This is a genomic window from Pseudomonas silensiensis (genome assembly GCF_050434865.1).
Taxonomy (GTDB): domain Bacteria; phylum Pseudomonadota; class Gammaproteobacteria; order Pseudomonadales; family Pseudomonadaceae; genus Aquipseudomonas; species Aquipseudomonas fluorescens_W.
This window is the reverse complement of record NZ_JBNDJH010000009.1, coordinates 173,342-192,699: the sequence shown is the minus strand read 5'-3', so window position 1 is coordinate 192,699 and position 19,358 is coordinate 173,342. Positions and strand designations below refer to the sequence as shown.

19 protein-coding genes are annotated in these 19,358 nt (G+C 55.6%); 3 read left to right on the top strand and 16 right to left on the bottom strand.

Annotated features, from left to right (window positions below; translation table 11 throughout):
* Window positions 1-13: 13 nt before the first annotated feature.
* The 6 genes from QF010_RS15455 to QF010_RS15430 all read right to left on the bottom strand — a co-directional run bounded on the left by QF010_RS15455 (window position 14) and on the right by QF010_RS15430 (window position 4,738).
* Window positions 14-1,810, bottom strand: a complete 1,797-nt coding sequence (locus QF010_RS15455; protein ID WP_429533451.1) for a hypothetical protein — start codon at window positions 1,808-1,810, stop codon at window positions 14-16.
* A gap of 425 nt (window positions 1,811-2,235) precedes the next feature.
* Window positions 2,236-2,403, bottom strand: a complete 168-nt coding sequence (locus QF010_RS15450; protein ID WP_429511361.1) for a hypothetical protein — start codon at window positions 2,401-2,403, stop codon at window positions 2,236-2,238.
* Between the two features lie 121 nt (window positions 2,404-2,524).
* On the bottom strand, window positions 2,525-2,923 hold the full coding sequence (locus QF010_RS15445) for a carboxymuconolactone decarboxylase family protein (protein WP_429533450.1): 399 nt from the start codon (window positions 2,921-2,923) through the stop codon (window positions 2,525-2,527).
* A 186-nt stretch (window positions 2,924-3,109) separates the two neighbouring features.
* Window positions 3,110-3,820, bottom strand: a complete 711-nt coding sequence (locus QF010_RS15440) for an SDR family NAD(P)-dependent oxidoreductase (protein WP_429511363.1) — start codon at window positions 3,818-3,820, stop codon at window positions 3,110-3,112.
* A 43-nt stretch (window positions 3,821-3,863) separates the two neighbouring features.
* On the bottom strand, window positions 3,864-4,520 hold the full coding sequence (locus QF010_RS15435; RefSeq protein ID WP_429533449.1) for a DsbA family oxidoreductase: 657 nt from the start codon (window positions 4,518-4,520) through the stop codon (window positions 3,864-3,866).
* Window positions 4,517-4,738, bottom strand: coding sequence for a tautomerase family protein (locus tag QF010_RS15430; RefSeq protein ID WP_033058337.1), 222 nt, complete (start codon window positions 4,736-4,738; stop codon window positions 4,517-4,519). Before QF010_RS15430 ends, QF010_RS15435 begins: the two co-directional genes overlap by 4 nt.
* A 353-nt stretch (window positions 4,739-5,091) precedes the next feature.
* Here QF010_RS15430 and QF010_RS15425 point away from each other — a divergent pair, with 353 nt between their 5' ends.
* Window positions 5,092-6,249: an AAA family ATPase gene (locus QF010_RS15425; RefSeq protein WP_033058339.1), complete on the top strand. Its 1,158-nt coding sequence runs from the start codon at window positions 5,092-5,094 to the stop codon at window positions 6,247-6,249.
* Window positions 6,250-6,335: 86 nt separating this feature from the next.
* On the opposite strand, the gene QF010_RS15420 is transcribed toward QF010_RS15425, so the two are convergent.
* Window positions 6,336-6,524 carry a hypothetical protein gene (locus QF010_RS15420; protein WP_033058341.1) on the bottom strand — a complete coding sequence of 63 codons (189 nt, stop codon included), beginning with the start codon at window positions 6,522-6,524 and terminating at the stop codon, window positions 6,336-6,338.
* A 65-nt stretch (window positions 6,525-6,589) separates the two neighbouring features.
* Here QF010_RS15420 and QF010_RS15415 point away from each other — a divergent pair, with 65 nt between their 5' ends.
* The gene (locus QF010_RS15415) at window positions 6,590-6,766 is read left to right on the top strand and encodes a DUF3077 domain-containing protein (RefSeq protein WP_429533473.1); all 177 of its coding nucleotides are present in this window, start codon (window positions 6,590-6,592) and stop codon (window positions 6,764-6,766) included.
* Window positions 6,767-7,058: 292 nt separating this feature from the next.
* Here the strand turns inward: QF010_RS15415 and QF010_RS15410 are convergent, their stop codons facing one another.
* The 5 genes from QF010_RS15410 to QF010_RS15390 form a co-directional block, all read right to left on the bottom strand.
* A complete protein-coding gene (locus tag QF010_RS15410) occupies window positions 7,059-7,736 on the bottom strand; it encodes an RES family NAD+ phosphorylase (protein ID WP_033058344.1) in 678 nt (225 codons plus the stop codon).
* Entirely contained in the window at window positions 7,736-8,146 is a 411-nt protein-coding gene (locus tag QF010_RS15405; protein ID WP_033058347.1) for an MbcA/ParS/Xre antitoxin family protein, read from the bottom strand. The genes QF010_RS15410 and QF010_RS15405 overlap by 1 nt, the downstream gene beginning before the upstream one ends.
* A 76-nt stretch (window positions 8,147-8,222) precedes the next feature.
* Complete coding sequence (locus QF010_RS15400; RefSeq protein ID WP_429533448.1) at window positions 8,223-8,510, bottom strand: type II toxin-antitoxin system RelB/DinJ family antitoxin; 288 nt, start codon at window positions 8,508-8,510, stop codon at window positions 8,223-8,225.
* 221 nt (window positions 8,511-8,731) lie between these two features.
* Window positions 8,732-10,015 carry an OprD family porin gene (locus QF010_RS15395; protein WP_033058353.1) on the bottom strand — a complete coding sequence of 428 codons (1,284 nt, stop codon included), beginning with the start codon at window positions 10,013-10,015 and terminating at the stop codon, window positions 8,732-8,734.
* A 252-nt stretch (window positions 10,016-10,267) separates the two neighbouring features.
* Window positions 10,268-10,939 (bottom strand): DsbA family protein, encoded by a 672-nt coding sequence (locus QF010_RS15390; protein WP_429533447.1) that lies wholly within the window; start codon window positions 10,937-10,939, stop codon window positions 10,268-10,270.
* A 254-nt stretch (window positions 10,940-11,193) separates the two neighbouring features.
* Between QF010_RS15390 and QF010_RS15385 the strand changes: the two genes are divergently transcribed.
* On the top strand, window positions 11,194-13,287 hold the full coding sequence (locus tag QF010_RS15385) for a TonB-dependent receptor (RefSeq protein ID WP_429533446.1): 2,094 nt from the start codon (window positions 11,194-11,196) through the stop codon (window positions 13,285-13,287).
* A 228-nt stretch (window positions 13,288-13,515) separates the two neighbouring features.
* On the opposite strand, the gene QF010_RS15380 is transcribed toward QF010_RS15385, so the two are convergent.
* The 4 genes from QF010_RS15380 to QF010_RS15365 form a co-directional block, all read right to left on the bottom strand.
* Entirely contained in the window at window positions 13,516-13,728 is a 213-nt protein-coding gene (locus tag QF010_RS15380; protein WP_033058360.1) for a hypothetical protein, read from the bottom strand.
* 245 nt (window positions 13,729-13,973) lie between these two features.
* Entirely contained in the window at window positions 13,974-15,080 is a 1,107-nt protein-coding gene (aguA, locus tag QF010_RS15375; protein WP_033058363.1) for an agmatine deiminase, read from the bottom strand.
* A gap of 5 nt (window positions 15,081-15,085) precedes the next feature.
* Window positions 15,086-15,964, bottom strand: a complete 879-nt coding sequence (aguB, locus tag QF010_RS15370; protein WP_429533445.1) for an N-carbamoylputrescine amidase — start codon at window positions 15,962-15,964, stop codon at window positions 15,086-15,088.
* 303 nt (window positions 15,965-16,267) lie between these two features.
* Window positions 16,268-19,180, bottom strand: coding sequence for an aminotransferase (locus tag QF010_RS15365; protein WP_429533444.1), 2,913 nt, complete (start codon window positions 19,178-19,180; stop codon window positions 16,268-16,270).
* Between the last annotated feature and the right edge of the window lie 178 nt (window positions 19,181-19,358).

Here is a 19,358-nt window from a genome sequence, read left to right as displayed (position 1 = left end):
CACGCTATCCGCCTCATGGATTACATAGAACATGAGGCTGTACGCCATATTCTTTGCACGCACCAATGAAAGTATTAATCAGCCAAATTAACTGAATGTAGTGCGGCCTGCACTTCCCTGTGCGCTGCAGCTCATCGAACTGCGTTTTCAGCACACTCTTTTTTAAGAAAGGGGTCGCCAATACTATTTTTCGCACTGAGTTTTGATTGGCAGTGATGGTGTTCAATGCGTTTTCAATATCTGCCCATTTTTTTCCATCTCTGATCCTGGTTATTTTGGTGCTTTCGTAAAAGCCTGCCCAATCACGATCATGTTTTTCTTTAAACTCCGCGACATCGGCAAAGGTACGACCTATATTTTTTAGACCCTGTGCGACAACCTCATGAAAACTACTCGCACCATAACTTTCACCTTTAACAAATTTAGAGTGTATGAATGATATTGCCGGAGGACTAGAGTCAGGCTCAAAAAAAATGTGATCAGCCCACTCATCGTTCATATCGTCACATACGGTGACCCCATCAGGTAAGCATACTAAATCTTCAACCTTTCTGAACAATGATAGATCAGGAAACTTATCAATATTAGGCGAGTGTTTCTTATCTTTATTCTTTTCCTTCTCGCTTCGCACTCCCGAAAAATCATATCCGTCATTGAATATCGACAAAATTGCCGGCAAATTGTTTAACAGTTTTTTGTCTTCGAAGCATTCCCTTCCAAAATAAGCGTATTGCGGAGTATTGAACATGATCGAAAATGGCTTGTAGGAGTTAATGTACTTTGTTAATGAAATTTTCGGTTCATTTTCAATATACAATACGATGCTATCTGTTATTTTTGACTTGAAAGAGGCGACCCGCTTTTGCAAGGTGATAGTACCAGAGACTTCTTGACCTTTAAAAAACATCGATCCTCCGGCCAAAATCTTAGCCGGAGTTTTGAAACAGTCGAACAGACGGTTCATCTGAAGCGGAGTCATCGCCTCCTCAACACCACCACGTAATATCTTTATTTCCGATGCAGAGGCACCGGACCTTATCAGTTCGTCTAACTCGTCAAGATTAATAAACAACGCTATAGGAACGAAACCTTTCTGGATGATTTCCTCAAGAGTTATAGGTGATGCGAAGCTATTTATGAACTCGCTCTTATTCGCCAAGTTTCTAATTTCCGTAATTGTTGCTATCGCCCACTTTATGATTTCATTTATATCTGATCGCTTATCTCGCAGGGTCACTCGGGATGCGTTAGGAGTCAAAGTAATTGTATCGCCTTGAACCTTAATCCTAAAACTTTGCGGAATCGCACGGCTTGAGGCATTTGAAGACAGTATCCCATTCAACCTTCGGGCTTCGTATGCTCTGCTTCTTATGACAGCATCAGAAATTGCCATATTGCTCATTGTAACTTTTTCATACTCTGGATCATTTCGGCCTTGAAAATTTGTAAATTTCTCATACTCGAATTCATCTAAGAAATCTGAAAATTTCTTCTCTAGCGAAGAAATATGCTTCTTTATTATCGCCACAGCCGAATCGTACTCAACAATTAATGCAAATGCGTACTTTTCCTCACGAATAGCTGTCCGATCAAGAAATGAGGGTTCACTAATAATTTTATAAGCGATCGCCGAGCATAAAACGAGCTCATCATTGACAACTACTTCTTCCTTGATAGTTCTTATTAAGAATCCGCCAATTTTCTCCGCGGCCACCCCTGCAAAAACTTCAGAAATTTTCTTTTTAGTTATTCTTTTCTTAACTTTATAAAACTGTGCGCTTTTTCCAAGATAAACATTCGTCAAATCCATCTGCGTACTTCCTTGCAGGCTGCGGTAGAGGCATGATATCAAATGGCCTTGTATCAGCCTAGAACTCGCGAATAAAATCAGAGGACGCAAAGCTATTCTGAAAGCCGCCCAGTACAACGCTTAACAAGCGTTACTTGACGTTAATGAGTATTGATCCGCCCGTGACTAACCATCCCAATTCGATTCCACTGAAAGCCATAACTAGCTGATTTATTTATAGTTACTGGTTGGGGTACGTAAAATTTTCCACCGAACTCCAGACCCGCAGAAAACCTAGCCCCGCCGACCATTACCGTTCGTCTGGTGCCGCACCATACAAAACAAAGCCCTCGTAGAAATACGAGGGCTTTGTTGTTTCCGGGGTTGGAGAATCTGCTTCTACCCGACCTTGATAGCCCCCCATTGCTCCCAGATGCCGCTCCTGCCTAGGGCCCTTTGCCGAGCAAGGGGGCGGTTTCCACTTCCAGCATCAGCAACACCATTTCCGTCAACTCGGCGTCGGACTTCTGCCCCGCATAGAGGTCATGGAGTGCTTTGGCGAAGGGAATGCGCAGGTCTTGGCTTTCTTCGCGGGCGGTATCGCTGCATTGCATTAGTTCGCCGATGGCTCGCAGCACAGCCGCTTGCCACCGAGCGGTGGTCCTAGGACCATCGCTGGTGATTGCAATCAACTTATCCTTCGTCAGTTGGCGAAGGACTGGTTCCCGCAACGGCTTAAGCGGCTTTGGGTTGCGAGTGATCTTTGACATATCGGACGATACTCAGCGTCTCCTGCCGGAACTGCTCGTAGTCGATCTGCTGGGCGTTAATAAAGGTGCTGCCCATCATGGTCAGCGCGCCCATAAAGCTGGCTTCGGAAATTTCCTCGTCGCTCGCGCCAAACAAGCGCGCGGCTTCGGTATGGAACAGGGCGCAATACTTACAACGAGTCGCCCCAGACACCGCCAGACCTATCAACTCCTTGTACTTATTAGGAATCTTGGTGTCCGCCAGCCAGAAATCCCGGGCTACGCCCCAGAATCCGATCGCTCCGCCTTCCGGCATCTGCTTAATCCACTCCGGTACCTGACCCAGGGCCTGTTCAATTTCCCGATAGGTATCATGAATAGCCATTTGACACCTCCTTACCTCTATAGAGACATCTGCTATGCAGATACAACTAGTTTAGTTCGCTGGCGGCCATGCCCGGAGTAAAAAGGGGACGGATCTATTATTCCGTCTGGTGTCGGCACCATACAAAACAAAGCCCTCGTAGAAATACGAGGGCTTTGTTGTTTCCGGGGTTTGGAAAAGCAGGTCTTAGTGACCCGCGCTCTGACCACCATCGACGTGCAGGATTTCGCCGGTGACAAAGTTGGCGTTGTCCAGATACACAACCGCCTGAGCGATATCGCTGATTTCGCCCATGTGGCCGACCGGGTGCAGATTACCCAGCGCTTCATGGGTTTCTTCGCCGTGCATCGGCGTCTTGATGATGCCTGGGGAAACGGCGTTCACCCGAATCCCGCGCTTGGCGTATTCAATCGCCAGGGACTTGGTCGCAGCGTTCAAACCACCTTTGGTCAGCGAAGCCAGTACCGACGGCACACCGTCAATCGCGTGGTCTGTCAGGCTGGTGGTGATGTTGACGACGTGGCCTTTGCCTTGTTTTTCCATCTCGTTGATCGCGAGTTGGGTGATGTAGAAGAAGCCGTTCAGGTTCACCGACAGCACGTTGGCGTAGTCTTCCTGGGTGTAAGCGGTGAATGGTTTGGCAATGAAGATCCCGGCGTTGTTGACCAGGGTGTCGATGCGACCAAAACGTTCGATGGCTTCACGGATGACTTGCTGGGCGACTTCCGGGTTGCCGATGTCGCCCGCCACGGTGAGGATGTCCGGGTCGGTGGACGGTTTGATCGAACGCGAAGTGGCGACAACTTTGTAATCCAGATCACGGAAGGCCTTGACCATGCCTGCGCCGAGACCTTGGGAAGCGCCAGTAATAACGATGACTTTTTTCGAATTGCTCATGATGAACCTCAACTAATAAATGATGGTTTGAAAAAGTAAGTAATCAGGCTTCGGCGGGGGCCTTCGCCATTTGTCTCAACATCTGTTCGTAGTACTCGACCGACTGCGAACCGGACACCAAGTGGCGACCGTTCAGCACCATGGCCGGAACCGAATTGATGCCGCGCTGGCGGTAAAACTCTTCAAGCTCACGCACTTCTTTGGCAAACGCTCCGGACGCCAACACTTCTTGAGCAGCCTCCGCATCCAGTCCCGCTTCAGCAGCCAGACTCACCAGCGTCTCGCGATCGCTCGGGTTCCGGCCGTCGGTGAAGTAAGCGCGCAGCAGGATTTTCTTCAGTGCGACCTGCCGCCCTTCCTGCAACGCCCACATCAGCAACCGGTGAGCATCAAACGTGTTGTAGAAGTGGCTGCGCTTCTCCAGATCAAACTTGAAGCCGATGGCCGCGCCACGTTCGATCTGCATCGCTTTGCCGGCGGCGACGTCTTCAGCGGTTCGTCCATACTTGCGCATCAAATGCTCGACCGCTCTTTCGCCGACTGCCGGCATGTCCGGGTTCAACTCGAAGGGCTTGTAGGTCAGCTCCACCGAGACCTCACCGGCCACGTTCTCGATCGCCTGCTCCAGCGCCGTCGCGCCCAAGGCGCACCACGGGCACACCACGTCGGAGATGAAATCGATGGAGACGGACGCGGTCACGACTTGTCCTCCGCCTCTGCCAGTTGCCTGCGGTACTGGGTGGTGGTGATCCCGGCGTAGCCCCAGTTATCGGTGTCGACTTCTTCGATAACGATGTGGGTCAGGTGCGGATCCTTCTTCAGGACGCGTTCCAGGGTTTCAGTGATTTCGGCGATCACCTGAGCTTTCTGCTCAGAGGTAACGCCATCGCGGGTGATGCGTACGCTTACGAAAGGCATGAGGAATCTCCAAGTGACCTTCCCTTCGGAATGAATGGGTCGGCGTTGGAGTTCAATGTAGGGAGTTAGCTGGAGGGGATAAAGGTGGGGGCGGGAACATCATTAGTTACGTGGTGTAATGAGCCAGACGTGAAATTTCTGTACCTGACAACTATCGCTTTGGTTCGAACGTGTCGCTATTTTTCAATTTCTGCGACACGTCTTGATGTTATGTCGCTGCCAACGACATGTCGGAAAAACTTCCTTTTCGCTCTGGAAATGGCGATTGGAGCACCCTCAGGCCAGTTCTCAACCTTTATGCTAAATTATGGCTGGCCAATAATTATGGCGTATCCATAAAAAGAGGTAATTGCATGAGCAGCATTTTTCAGCGCCCTGAACTGGCTGAAGAGATGGCGAACCAGCTTCTCAATCCGGGTGTTCTCGATGAAGGTTTACGCTCAGGTCTGTTTTTATCGGGCCTGCGCAGGACCGGTAAAACGACATTCCTGAGGAGCGACCTCATCCCTGCGCTAGAAGAAGCGGGAGCTCTGGTTATTTACGTCGACCTATGGAGTGACACGCTGGCCAATCCGGCAGCACTGGTGCATGACGCCATCCGTAAAACCCTGCAGCAGCTCCAAACACCTGGCTCCGGTTTGCTCGAGATGCTCAAGCGTGTCAGCGGTGTTGATGTAGGCGCAGCAGGATTCAAATTTGGTTTCAAACTCGACAGCATCGGGAACTCAGGCGGGCCAACGCTGGCGCAGGCGCTGACAGAGGTTGTTGATCAAGCGAAAACCGACTTGGTGCTGATCATCGACGAAGTGCAGCATGCCATTTCATCCGACGATGGTAATCAGCTGCTTCTGGCACTCAAAGCTGCTCGTGATGCGATCAATCCTCGACCAGATACACCGGGTTACTTTCTATTTATTGGAACGGGATCGCACAGGGCGCAAGTCAGCGAACTGACGGCGAAGAGGAACCAGGCGTTTTCTGGCGCGACATCGACAGCGTATCCGGTGCTGAAAGGGGATTACGTTGAATACTTGCTTAACCGGCTCGCTGCAACGGTGAAGAAAGAAAAACTACCTTCACTAGGAGTCGCCATCGAAGCATTCAATACCTTGGGGAATCGGCCTGAGGAAATGCTCAAAGCCTTGCGACAGCTCATGCAGCAAGAAGGTGATCCCGATCTTTTCCTGCCTGTTATTGCCAGCACTTTGCGTTCGGCGGCGGCCAGCATCGAACTAGAAAAAGTGGAGCTGTTAGGTAGTTTAGCTCAGGCCATATTCAACAAAATCGCGTCTACGGAAGGCGATGCTCGGGGTATTTTCTCCATCGATGCTGCGGCTGAGTACTCTAAAACTGTGGGCCGTGAGGTGCGTGTTGAAGAGATTCAACCGGTGGTAATTGCGTTGGTCGCCGAGAACATCATCATGCGGCGCGGGCATGGAATTTATGCAATTACGGACCAGTTTGTTCAGGAGATTTGGTTGGAAGAACGAGCGCTGATTGAAGCTAGCTAGCGATCTCTACGCTGCTGCCGTTGATGACCCCTCTCGGGCGATGAACAATCTGTAGGAATCAACCACTCCTCCCGTAATCCACTTTTTTACGTGTCGCTATTTTCCAGTTTCAGCGACACGTTCTTGTGATGTGTCGCTGAAGACGACACGTAAGTGTCGATGCAATCCTGTAATTGCAGCGGCCTGGTCTCAGAGACTCGAACCGCGCGGCTCGCATTCATTTCGCGTACAGACTCCAGTAAATCCTTCTGAAACTGGCTCAGTTCAACATCCATTCCTGATATCTCCTTTGCGTTTTTCAGATAATAAAAATTACGACTGCCATAATTATTGCCCAGCAATAAAACCCATTAAAACCTTCATCCCACGCCCCAAACTCCTTGCATCAGACGCCGCCATGGTTCGTGACACCGACCGACATGCCTGGGCGTCGCATTTTTTGCAGGATATGAGTAAGGCGATCATCGATGACGTAGCGAAGGTGCTCGATGCACCAGGTAACAATCGTAACCAGTGATGTGGTCACGTAGACCCGAGCCGCACGCGTAAAAAGCCCCGAATCAATCGTAAAGCTGTTCACTTAAGGGAGTCTTGAATCAGAGAAATCTGTGGCGAGGGAGCTTGTCGGAACGCCGCACCGTCCCACTTGAGTGCGTAGCACTCACAAAAATCGGCAATGATTGTCAGATTTTTGGGGCCGCTACGCAGCCCAGCGCGAGCAAGCTCGCTCGCCACAAAGATGCGCACGATCTAAGAGCGCGCTTGAGTGAACAGTGTTACGAATCAATCGGGGCTTTTTAGTTTCCGGCTCACACCTCGCTGACTTCAAACACAAACGAGATCTTCCGGCTGCTCGCACTCCACACATATCGAATGTGCTTGCCTTGCTTCGGAATGGACACGGCCGGTGGACGAAACGCAGCGACACATTCATGGCCAGGCAACCGAACGCTGTTGTAAAGCAGCCCCCACGACAAGGTTTCACGCAGTTGCCGGGCGAAGGCTTGTGACGGCCCGTAAGCGTCAGGATCCGGGTTGTGCAGGTCCGGATAGTTTTGGCGGATGTCGTGCATCGGTTTGACGACTTTGTTGACGTAGGTGCGCAGGGTCAACTCGATGTCGGGCTCGTTGGTCGCGGCGAGGAAGCGTTCCTGGTGATAGCTCGTTTCGGCGATGGCGGCGGCCTGGCTGCTGGCGGCGTAGTAAACGCCGTAGGTGCCGTCGGTGAAGCGGCTGGTTTTGCCGATGTGGGTGAAGGCGGCCATGACCGGTGATGAGCCGGGCCCGGAGATTCGGTCTTCGGGTAGCACGCGGGAGAGCACGCCGGCTTCTTGTACCAACCGGTCGTTGGTCAGGGCTTCCAGTGCGTAGGCGGTTTGCAGGTCCTCGGGGTCGAGCACGTCTTCAAACAGGGTGATCGGGGGGAACGCGCTGTTGATCATCCGGTAAGCACGGTTCCACTCGGGGAGCACGACTTCCGGGGCCATCAGCCGCGGACGCCATCGAGGTAGCGACGCACGTCAGCGATGTCCACCACCCGGCCGGCCAGCATATAGCTCAACGCGGATTGACCATTGAACGGGGCGGCGGTGTTCGGACTGCTGACCCATTTGTAGGCGCGGTCGCGGTTGTTGCTGAAGATGATGCTCAGGGCTTTGTGGATGCCCATCAGGTAGGAAATGCGCTCCAGAGTGTCGTGGGGGAGACGCACATTGGGCGGCAGGTGTTTGTATTTATAAAAAGTGGTGTTGCCGACTTTGCCCAACAGCGTGCGCTGTTCTTCGGCGGTGCAGCCCCAGCGCTCCATCAGGTTGAAGAAGAACTTGAGCGCCACACGGCCGGCTTCCGGTGTGTCGAGCTCTTGGGGAGCGGTGCGGACGGGGGATGAAGTGGCCATTGGAAGGACTCCTTCGGGCAAAGGGATATGCCTTCAGAGTAGTACAGATCTGAACATGCTTTTAGTTTTTGTTCGCTTACGGATTTTCTAAGACTTTTCCGGTTTCACCATCAGCGTCCCTCAGCATGTCGTCTATCGAGTCGAACCGCTGGCGAATATCTCGTGCATCCATCATGGCGCGGGCCGTCTTCTCCGAGGGGACGCGTACCTCAAGCGGGAGGCCCTGAGTCTCTACAACCTGACGAAGAAAAAGACGCATGGCATCACTAATGCTCAGGCCGCAAGCATTCAAGACCTCAGTAGCCTGCGTCTTCAAATCCTCATCAATGCGGCAACGCACTGTAGTTTTCAGCAATATGCCCATGGTAGTAACCAAAATCAGCTGGATGTCCCGCCCAGTATTTCAACCGTTTAAGCACGCGATGAATATCAGCCTGCTCCCTTTCCTACTCGAGAACCGTCCCGGTTCAATGCAGGAAATAGCTGAGAGCGTTGAGCTCTAAATCGAGCCCACAAAAAAGCCCCGAACCAGTCGGGGCTTTTCTTTCTCAGCCTTGCATCAGGCCTCGATGGTGCAACCGATCATCAGAAAATGTTGATCGGGTAATCCACAAACACGCGCACTTCGTTACCGCTGGAGTTGTACTCACTCGATTTCTGCGACACACGCAGGATCGAGCTGCGCAGTTTCACGCTCAGGTCTTTGGCCGGGCCGCTTTGCACGACGTACTTGAACTGGTTGAAGATTTCGCGCTCGGTACCGCCTTCGCTAGTGGAGGTGGTGATGTTGTCGCCGCGTACGTAGGCGAAGTTGTAGCTCAGGCCTGGAATACCGAAAGTGCTGAAGTCGAGGCCGTAGCCCAGCTGCCAGCTGCGTTCGTCTTCGGCGTTGAAGTCGGACCAGTAGGAGTTCGCCAGGTAGATGGTGTTGCCGCCGTCGCCGATGCGACCTTGGTCCTTCTGGTAGCCGCCGTAGGCATAGCCCAGGTTGCTGTCGCCGGTGCTGCGCTGGTGGGCGAGCGTGAAGGAGTGCGCGCCGGTGGCGAATGTGGCGGCCAGGCTCCAGATTTTGTTGTCGTCGCCGGTGGCACCGCTGTCGCGGACGTAGGAATCTTCCAGCTTGGTGCGGTAGCCGTTGAAGTCCAGGGTCAGGGACTGATCCTTGTCGATCGGGAACACGTAGTTGGCGTTCACGTATTGCTTCTTCAACACGTCTTCGACGTCGGAGGCGTACAGCGCAGCCTTGAACTGTTCGGTGAACTGGTAACTACCGCCCAACACGTTGATCGACTTCAGGCCGCCACTGTCATGGCCTTCAGCGCTTTTGCGCGATTCGGCGGTGAAGCGACCGGCATTCAGCTCCAGGCCTTTGATCTCCTTGGAGGTGATCAGGGTGCCGGTGTAGCTTTCCGGCAGCAGACGCCCGTTGTCGTAGCTCAACACCGGCAGGACTGGCATCTGGTCGCCGTAAGTCAGGACGGTGCTGGATACGCGGAATTTTACCGCGCCACCGGCTTTGGCCAGATCGCCGGCCGGGTTACCGCTGTCGCCTACCTTGAAGAAGTCGATGCCTTGGCCGCCGCTATGGCTACCACGGTCCAGACGCAAGCCGTACAGGCCAAAGGCATCAACGCCTACGCCGACGGTACCTTGGGTGAAGCCCGAGGTGTAAGTGCCGATAGCTGCCTGACCCCATTCACGCTGGTCATCGTTGCCGTCTTTTTTGTCGCGATTGATGTAGGCATTGCGCAGCAGCACTTTGAGGCTGCTGTCTTCAACAAAACCCTTGGATTCGGCCTGGTCGTTAGCCATGACCTGTGTAGCACTCAACATCCCCAGAGCGATCAGGCTGATTCGCTTGTTCAACATGTTGTTCTTTTCCTTATGATCGGTTGATACGCGCTGTGTCGAACGGCTGAAACGGCGCTATCGCACTCTTTTTTCACCCCAAACAAAAAGGCCCGCGCACGAAAAAATCGTGGCGGGCCTTTTTGTTATTTTATGAGTCATGGCGGTTAGCCACAGGCGTGGGGCGAATCCTAGCCGCGCCCTTAACCATGTGTCAATTTCATGGATCGTCTGTAAATAGGCGAAAAACGTCTAAGAAATCACTTGTCGACATCAATGGGCGCAGCCGTTCAGGCCACAGGTTTGAAGCTCCGATGACGACGCTTGTGCGGGAAGCGACTGACTCAGCCATGCCGCGAAAGCTTGCGGCTTGCCGAGCCACGGGCCGATATCGATCAGAGTAAATTGGCCGTTGTGTTCCAGGGCGAAGGTCGGGAAACCCTGACCGCCGACCTCGGCCAAGCGTGCTCGACTGTCCTTTATGTGGCGATCGGTTTCAGCTTCGTGGAAAGCGGCCTGAAACGCTTGCGGTTCAAGACCGATGTCTTTCGCGAGTTCTAACAACACCGCTTCATCGGCAATACGTCGACCTTCCTCGTAGTGAGCACTCTGCAAACGCCCCAGCAACTCCAGTCCGCGGCCGGCGATCTGCTCGGCTGCCAGCACTGCGGCAATCGGCGGTGCGGAATCGAACACCGCTGTCTCATCGCGCAGCAATCCTTCGAAATACGCCTCGCCGAACGGCTGGCCGGTGTACTCGGCAATGCGCCGGTCGTGGGGCATCACGTAGTTGCGCAGTTGTGGCGAGACGGTCTGGCGGTTGGCGCCGGTCATCATGCCGCCGCCGTGGGCCATCACTGGCAACACAGCCTGGGCGGCTTGCACCAGCGGTTTTGCGCCGTAGCACCAGCCGCATAAGGGGTCGTAAATGTAGTGAAGGATCATGGGAAGACTCCGGCAAAAGTGTAGGAAAACGAGATGCCGGCAGATTAGCCCTCCGCCTGTTTCTGAAAAACGCTGGAATGGCTTTCAGTCTGTTTCATGAATCGGTCGAATGGCCTTATGGCCCCACTGTTGCCATCTCGACACAATTCGAAATAATCAAACAGCGAATCGTTTCAAGAATAATTAACGGAAGTAAATAGCAAGCATTACCATTCGCACCCTCGATTTACTTTACCCTTTCGGATGCGCTTCAGATGCCTGCCCCCTTTCGCCTCACGCCCGTCACCCTTGGGCTTTCTGCATTTCTCTCTGCCGGTTTTGCCTGCGCCGCCCCCATCGTTTTACCCGAGACGTCGATCAGCGCCGAAGCTGAAGCCGATGACCCGCGCGTGAAAGAAACCAGCACCGCGACTCGCACCACCACGCCGGTGCGCTACGTTCCACAAGCCATCGACTCGATCAAAACCGCGAACGTCATGGATTACGGCACCAACGATCTGGGCACCGCGCTGAGCGGTATCCCCAACGTCAGCAGCGGCGCCGATACGCGCTTCGACAGCCTGCGCATCCGCGGTTTCGACGCCAGCAACGACTTCTACCTCGACGGCATCCGCGACGACAGCCAATACGTGCGCGATTTGCACAACATCGAACGCATCGAAGTCCTCAAAGGCCCGGCCGCTGTTTTGTATGGCCGTGGTAGTCAGGGCGGGATCGTCAATCGGGTCAGCAAACTGCCCGAATTCGGTCGTCGCTCGACCGTCGAGGCCCAGGGCGGCAGCGAAGATTTGCGCAGCCTCTACGCCGACCTCAGCACCGACCCGAGCGAGAACATCAGCCTGCGCCTGAACATGGGCAACATGGATCAAAACAGCTTCCGCGACGGCGTGAGCGGCAATCGCCAACTGTTCGCTCCGTCGATGAGCTGGCAACTGACGCCGGACCTGAACTGGCTGGTGCAGTACGAATACAGCCGCTACAACCGTACGCCGGATCGCGGTATCCCCGGTGTAAACGGGCGCCCGGCGGACGTAGGACGGGATACGACCTACGGCAGCGAACACGATTTCATCGACGACAAGTCGCAATCCCTGCGCTCGAAACTCAGTTATGAGCTGAGCGACAACTGGCAGCTGCGCCATACCCTGGGCGTGTTCAAGCTCAACAGCGATTTCGACAACACCTACCTGACGGGTTATACCCCGGCGACCAACAAGGTCACGCGCCAGCACTGGCAACAGGACCTGACCACCCGCAACGTCTACAACAACGTCGAACTGGAAGGCGGTTTCGACACGTTCGGCCTTGAGCATCGTTTGCTGACCGGCATCGAAATCGGCAGCCAGCGGCGCGACCCTACCCTGTACAACGCGGCGACTTCCGGACGGGGTAGTTCTCCCGTACCGGCGTTGGACCTGTACAACCCCGACCGCAATTTGCGCCATACCGGGCGGATGCAAGTGTCCAGCAGCACTCACACCGAAGTCGAAAGCCGTGCGGTGTACGTGCAGGATCAACTGCGTCTGAACGATCAATGGCAACTGCTGGCGGGTTTGCGTTACGACACCTTCGACATTGAGTCGACCAACAAGCTGCGGGACATTTCCGAAGACCGTGACAGTCACAGCACCAGCCCGCGTGTAGGACTGGTGTGGACGCCGCTGCAGAATCATTCCTTTTATGCGTCCTGGACCAAGACGTTCTCGCCAGTGGGCGGGGGTTTGATCGGCATCACCCCAGGCGCTGCCGGCAACAGCAACGACCTGAGTCCCGAGCTGACCAAGCAAAAGGAAATCGGCGTGAAGAGCGACTGGCTCGATGACCGCCTGAGTACCACGCTGGCGATCTACGAACTGGAACTCTACAACCGCCGCACCAGCGACCCCAACGATCCGACCGTCACCTTGATGACCGGCGTGCAACGTTCCCGCGGGATCGAGCTGACCGGGACCGGCAAGATCGCTGGCAACTGGTACGTGCGCGGTGGCGTGGGTGTGCAGGACGCGACGGTCGAAAAGGACAACAACGGCTTTGAAGGCAAACGGATCAGCAACGTGGCCAAGCATAACGGCAGCCTGTTCCTGACCTGGAAACCGGAAATGGGCTGGTACGCCGAAACCGGTCTGACCCTGGTGGGCCAGCGTTATGCCGACAACCTCAATACCACCGTCCTGCCGGGTTATGGCCGTTGGGATGCATTGGCCGGGTTCCGGCAGAAGGATTGGGATTTGCGCGCGGCGCTGAACAACATCAGCGACAAGACCTATTACTCGTCGGCCACCAGTGCGGCGCAGATTCAGCCGGGTGAACCGCGCAGCCTGGTCGTGACCGGGACCTACAGCTTCTAAACACCGTTTAACCGGTGTGGATCACAAATAAAGTGTTCACACCGAGCACCTGTGGGAGCGGGCTTGCTCGCGAATGCGGTGGATCAATCAACATCGATGTTGACTGTCCAGCCGCTATCGCGAGCAGGCTCACTCCCACAGGGGTTGTGTGTAGACCACAAAAAACCTTCGCCCATAAAAAAGCGCCGCCATCCCGGCAGCGCTTTTATCAATCCGTTGTTTTTCTTCTTATCCTTCCATCACATCCCACAACGCTTCCAGCTCCGCCTCGCTGAATAAACCAGCGGGATAGCGTTCGATCATCATCCGGCGCGGATCAGGTTCTCTGATCTGACGCGTTCCATTGGACTTCAACCAGTTCGCCAGGACCTGGAGCGATTCGCTGTTTACTGCCAGGGGATGCAACGCCCGTTCGCCCACAACATTCATTTCGGCGTTCATTTCCGCGCTCTCTCCTGGTTTGTGAGCGGCTAACATATCCAAGGTTTATGACAGAACATCGCAGTTCTCCCCCTCCCTGTTTTGCACCATGAGAGATACAAGAGCTGTGCCAAGGTTTCGTAACTGTCGACAAGTGGATACAAAAAAGCCCGAGGTCCTGAAGGACCGCGGGCTCTCTGCAAAACGGGAAGGCAAAACGCTTGCCGAATCGATTCTGCAATCAACTCAAGCTGTTACAACCTCACTCACTCCTTGTGCGGTGCTGGCTGTTGTTGGGTAAGGCAGTGGATGTTACCGCCTCCCAGTAACAGTTCGCGGCCGGGCACCATCACCACTTCGTGCTGCGGGAACAGTGCCTGCAAAATCTCTTTGGCCGGACCATCCAGCGGGTCGTCAAAGCTCGGCGCGATGATGCCGCCGTTAACGATCAGAAAGTTCACGTAGGAACCGGCCAGACGCACGGTCGGATTACGCTCCTGAGTCCCGTCCACCGGATCAACACCCGCGCACTCTTCTTCGGTCGCATACAGCGGCCCCGGAATCGGCATCTTGTGCACCGTGAATGGGCGACCCTTGGCGTCGGTGCTGTTTTCCAGCACTTTCATTGCCGCCTGGCAGCGCGGGTAGTTCGGGTCCTGCGGGTCATCGGTCCAGGCCAGCAACACTTCGCCCGGACGGACGTAGCAGCAGAAGTTATCCACATGGCCGTCGGTTTCGTCGTTGAACAAACCGTCCGGCAGCCATATGATTTTATCCACAGCCAGATTCGCGCTGAGCACCGCTTCGATTTCTGCACGGTTCATGTGCGGATTGCGATTGCGGTTCAGCAGGCATTCTTCGGTGGTGATCAGCGTGCCTTCGCCATCGACGTGGATCGAACCGCCTTCGAGCACAAAGCCCTCGGTGCGGTAGCGCTGGCTGCGCTCGATCTCGAGGATCTTGCCGCCAACCTGCGAGTCGCGATTCCACGGCGAATACAGACCACCGTCGAAACCGCCCCACGAGTTGAAGTCCCAATTCACACCACGGACTTCGCCACTGTTATTGATGACAAACGTCGGGCCAGTGTCGCGAACCCAGGCGTCGTCGCTGGACATTTCCACCACACGAATATTCGGCACGTCCAGACGGGCGCGGGCGTTTTCGTATTGGCCGGCGGAAACCGCCACGGTTACCGGTTCGAAGCGCGCAATGGCTTTGGCCACCGCGACGTGCGCGGCCTGCGCCGGTTTGCCACCCAGGCGCCAGTTGTCCGGGCGCTCGGGCCAGATCATCCAGGTCTGGGTTTGCGGCGCCCATTCGGCTGGCATGTAAAAGCCATCAGCGCGAGGGGTGCTGTTCAAAGTGGTCATAGCGATCAGGACTCCAGGGAACCGTCTAGGGTCTTTAGTGTGCCATACAGGTTCGGGCGACGATCACGGAACGAACCCCACGCACTGCGGATGTGCTCCAGCTCATCGAGGTCGAAGCTTTGAACCAGCACGCCTTCTTCGGTCTTGTCGAGCTCCTGAACTTTCTCGCCGAACTGGTTGGCGATGAACGATGAGCCGTAGAACGTGATGTCGTAACCGTCCTGCTCTTCGTTGCCGATGCGGTTGCTGGCGATCAGCGGCATCAGGTTGGCGCCGGCATGACCTTGTTGCACGCGCTGCCAGTGATCACGGGAGGAAATGGTCTTGTCGTGTGGCTCGCTGCCGATTGCGGTCGGATAGAACAGGATTTCCGCACCGAGCAACGCCATGCTGCGCGCGCATTCCGGGAACCACTGGTCCCAGCAGATGCCCACGCCGATTTTCGCGTAACGGGTGTTCCAGACTTTGAAGCCGGTATCGCCCGGATTGAAGTAATACTTTTCGTGATAGCCAGGGCCGTCCGGGATGTGGCTTTTACGATAAATCCCGAGGTTGCTGCCGTCGGCATCGATAATCGCGATGCTGTTGAAACGCGCGCGGCCCGCCAGTTCGTAGAAGCTGATCGGCAAAACGACTTGCAGTTCTTTGGCAACTTTCTGGAAGTGCTTGATGGCGACGTTGTCTTCAACGGTGGTGGCCAACTGCAGGTAATCCGGGTTCGGCTTCTGGCAGAAGTACGGAGCCTCGAACAGTTCTTGGATGAGAATGATCTGCGCGCCTTTCGCCGCGGCCTCACGGACCAGCTTCTCAGCGGTCTCGATGTTGGCTTCAAGGTCCCAGGAACAGGCCATCTGGGTGGCGGCGACGGTAACGATACGGCTCATGAATCATCTCCGGGGCAATTGCTTAAGGGTCGAGTGTGGCATCGACCAATGACAGAAATGGGAAGCACGGGCATGACGAGTCACGCCGTGAGCAATGGCGACTTTATAGCCGATAAAAATCGGCTTTAAAAGCTATTAATCTTCCACCTGTCTATTTTTACGCGATTAAACCCGATAACAATCGAATTTATATCTGCTCCCTGTGGGAGTGAGCCTGCTCGCGATGGCGGAGTGTCAGTCAACATCGTTGTTGAAGATTCGACCGCTATCGCGAGCAGGCTCGCTCCTACAAGGGATAGGTGTTTACAGGCCCTCGGCGAGCACCATAGAGAGCATATCCACGAAGAAATCCACGCTCTGACGCGAGGTCACCATCGGCGGTTTGATCTTGAGGATGTTCAGGTAATCGCCAGTCGGCTGCATGAAGATCCCCAGTTCGCGCAACCGATCACACAGCGCCGTGGTTTCTTCGGTTGCCGGCTCTAGGGTTTCGCGATTTCGGATCAACTCGACGCCCAGATAGAAGCCGGAACCATGCACCGCGCCCACCAGCGGATGAACATCGATCAACGCTTCAAGCCGTTCCTTGAAATACCCGCCCACGACCTGAGCGTTTTCCCAGAGCTTTTCTTCTTCCATCACATCCAGCACCGCCATGCCGATCTGGCAACTGACCGGGCTGCCGCCGGCCGACGAGAAGAAGTAACCCTCAGCCTCCAGCGCTTCGGCGATTTCCCGACGGGTGATCACTGCGCCCAACGGCTGGCCGTTGCCCATGCCTTTGGCCATGGTGATGATGTCCGGCACCACGCCCTGCTCTTCGAAGCCCCAGAAAAAGTTGCCCATGCGGCCGTAACCGACCTGCACTTCGTCGGCGATGCAGACGCCGCCCTGGGCACGAACCAGCGCATAAACCTGTTTCAAATACCCCGGTGGCAGCGAGATACCACCGGCATTGCCGTACACCGGTTCGCAGATAAAACCGGCCAGCTGACGTTTCTGCTCGGCAATTTTCGCCAGGTTATGTTCGACGCTGCGCACGTAGTCCGGCGCGCTATCCGGTCCACGGAACTCGCCGCGATAGGTGTTCGGCGCGGTGACCGGATGCACCCAGTCCGGACGGCTGCTCAAGGCCTTCGGGTTATCGGCAATCGAGGTCGAGACCGCGTCCGCGCCCACTGTCCAACCGTGATAGGCCTCCAGCACGCTGAGCATGTCGCGACCGCCGCTGTAGGCCCAAGCCAGACGGATCGCGAGGTCATTGGCCTCGCTGCCACTGTTGACCAGGAACACTCGGTCCATGGAATCCGGCGACAGTTTCAGCAAGCGTTCGGAAAACTCAGCAATCGCCGCGTAGTTAAAACGCGAGTTGGTATTGAGCAGCGACCACTGTCGACTGGCGACAGCAGCCATGCGCGGATGACCGTGGCCCAGCACCGCGACGTTGTTGAGCATGTCGAGGTAAGAACGGCCCTGCATGTCGATCAGGTGATTGCGCCAGCCACGCTCGATGCGCGGCGGGTCGACGTAATAGTGCTTCTGGGTACGGGCGAAACTGGCGTCACGGCGCGCCAGCAACGTCTGCGAATCGAGTTCCTCTTCAGCGTCACAGGCCAGTCCCAGCAGCACCGCCGGCGACGGGCACAACGCTTGCCAGGCAGCCGCGCGGGACGGCGTGCAAAACAACGGCGCCGTGAACGAAGCACCTCGGCACAACTGCACGATCAGTGGCCCGCTGACCGAACCCAACACCTGACCTTTGACCAGCGCAGCACCCGTGTGCAGCGACGGCGTCACGCCCCACAAACGCACGCTCAGTTGCGGGCCATCCAATTGCAGCACGCCTGCCGCCGGCTGATGCACCACCCCGGCAAACGGTGACTCGACCGCCGTGCCGTGGGGCACTCGCAACTCAACGTGCAATGGGCAAGTGTCCGGCTCAGTGGCGCTGTCAGGCCGGGTGCGGGACAAGCGGTATTGCCCATAACGACTGGCCGCCAGACCATGAGCCGCGGCGGCTTCGGTCAACAGACGTTGATCGATCCCCTCCTGTTCCCAGTTGCCGGCCTCGAAGTGCGGACTGAGCACGCCCAGATCGATCAACGCAAACTCACGTCCCACCAGACTCGGCAGCAGCGGCGCGAAGCCTTCGCTGCCGATGCTCGGCAGGTTCTGGCCGACCGAGGTCAGGATCGCCGCTTCCATCAACGCCAACGGCACTGAGGTAGCGACACGAAAAATCTCCCACTCGTGGGTGAGGTTATCGCGGCTGTATTCGTTGCCCGGATCGATGCTGACCTGCTGTTCACCGCTGAGCACCAACACCGCTGCACGGGCGACGATCAGCGGCCAGAGCGCCAGTAGCTCTTCATGCGTGAGCGGATTGACAGCGTGATAGGCCTGGACCGCCGGCAAAATGTAGAACGGATCGCCATCGGCGTGGTGCAGCAGCGCCGCACAGGTCACCGACAGATCAGTGATACGCCAGGTACGAACCAGGTCGCCGAAATCGATCACACCCTGCAATTGCCACTGGCGTTGCGAATCTCGCTGCCACACCACGTTGTCGTCGGTGATATCCATGTGAATGGCCTGCACCGGCAGCTTATCTACAAGCGGCTGTAAATGACGCTCGGCCCGTTCGGCTGCATCGGCGATCAGCCGGCGTTGCTGGTCGTCCTCGATGACCGGCAGCAAATGCGCGATCAGCGCGTTGGCGTGGCGGGCGTCCCATTGAAGGGTGCGCTCAAGGCCCGGATGGTCGAAACCGGCCAGCGCCAGGTCCATTTCACCGCAGAGCCGACCAAAACCGGCCACTACTGAACCGGGCAGATGATCCAGGTGTGTGAGCGACTGGCCTTCGATGTAATCGAGCAGGCGCACATGCACCGGTTGGCCGCCGACTTCCAGGGAGAGAAGGTCTGCGCCGTTTTTGGCGGGAATCACTCGTGGCACATGCACATCGGGGTGTTCACCCAAATGCTTGAGCCCGGCGTGCTGGGCGTGCAGCTCCTGCGCCGAGTAATCGCCACGGCATATTTTCAGGACAAAACGCCCCTGGTCGCTGTCGACCCGATAGTTAAGATCCTGCTGGCTGCCAAGGGCCTGCAACCTTCCACTCAGCCCGTAATGTCCCTCCAGCAGCTCAAGCGCTTGCTCCGCAGACACTTGCGGACTGGGCAAACTGGCGCGATGAATCAACGTGGCGAGTGGCATACAACGACCCCTGAAATTTCATTAGGCGCTTATATCGCCACTGCTTGGGGCGATACGCAACCCCTTCGCCTGCCTGAAACCCTCCTGAGGTTCGACAAATCAGTTAATGGATCAGGAAAAAAAACACTCCACTCGCACCGGCCGCCACTTTGCGCAAGAATGACGCCCATCAACGCCA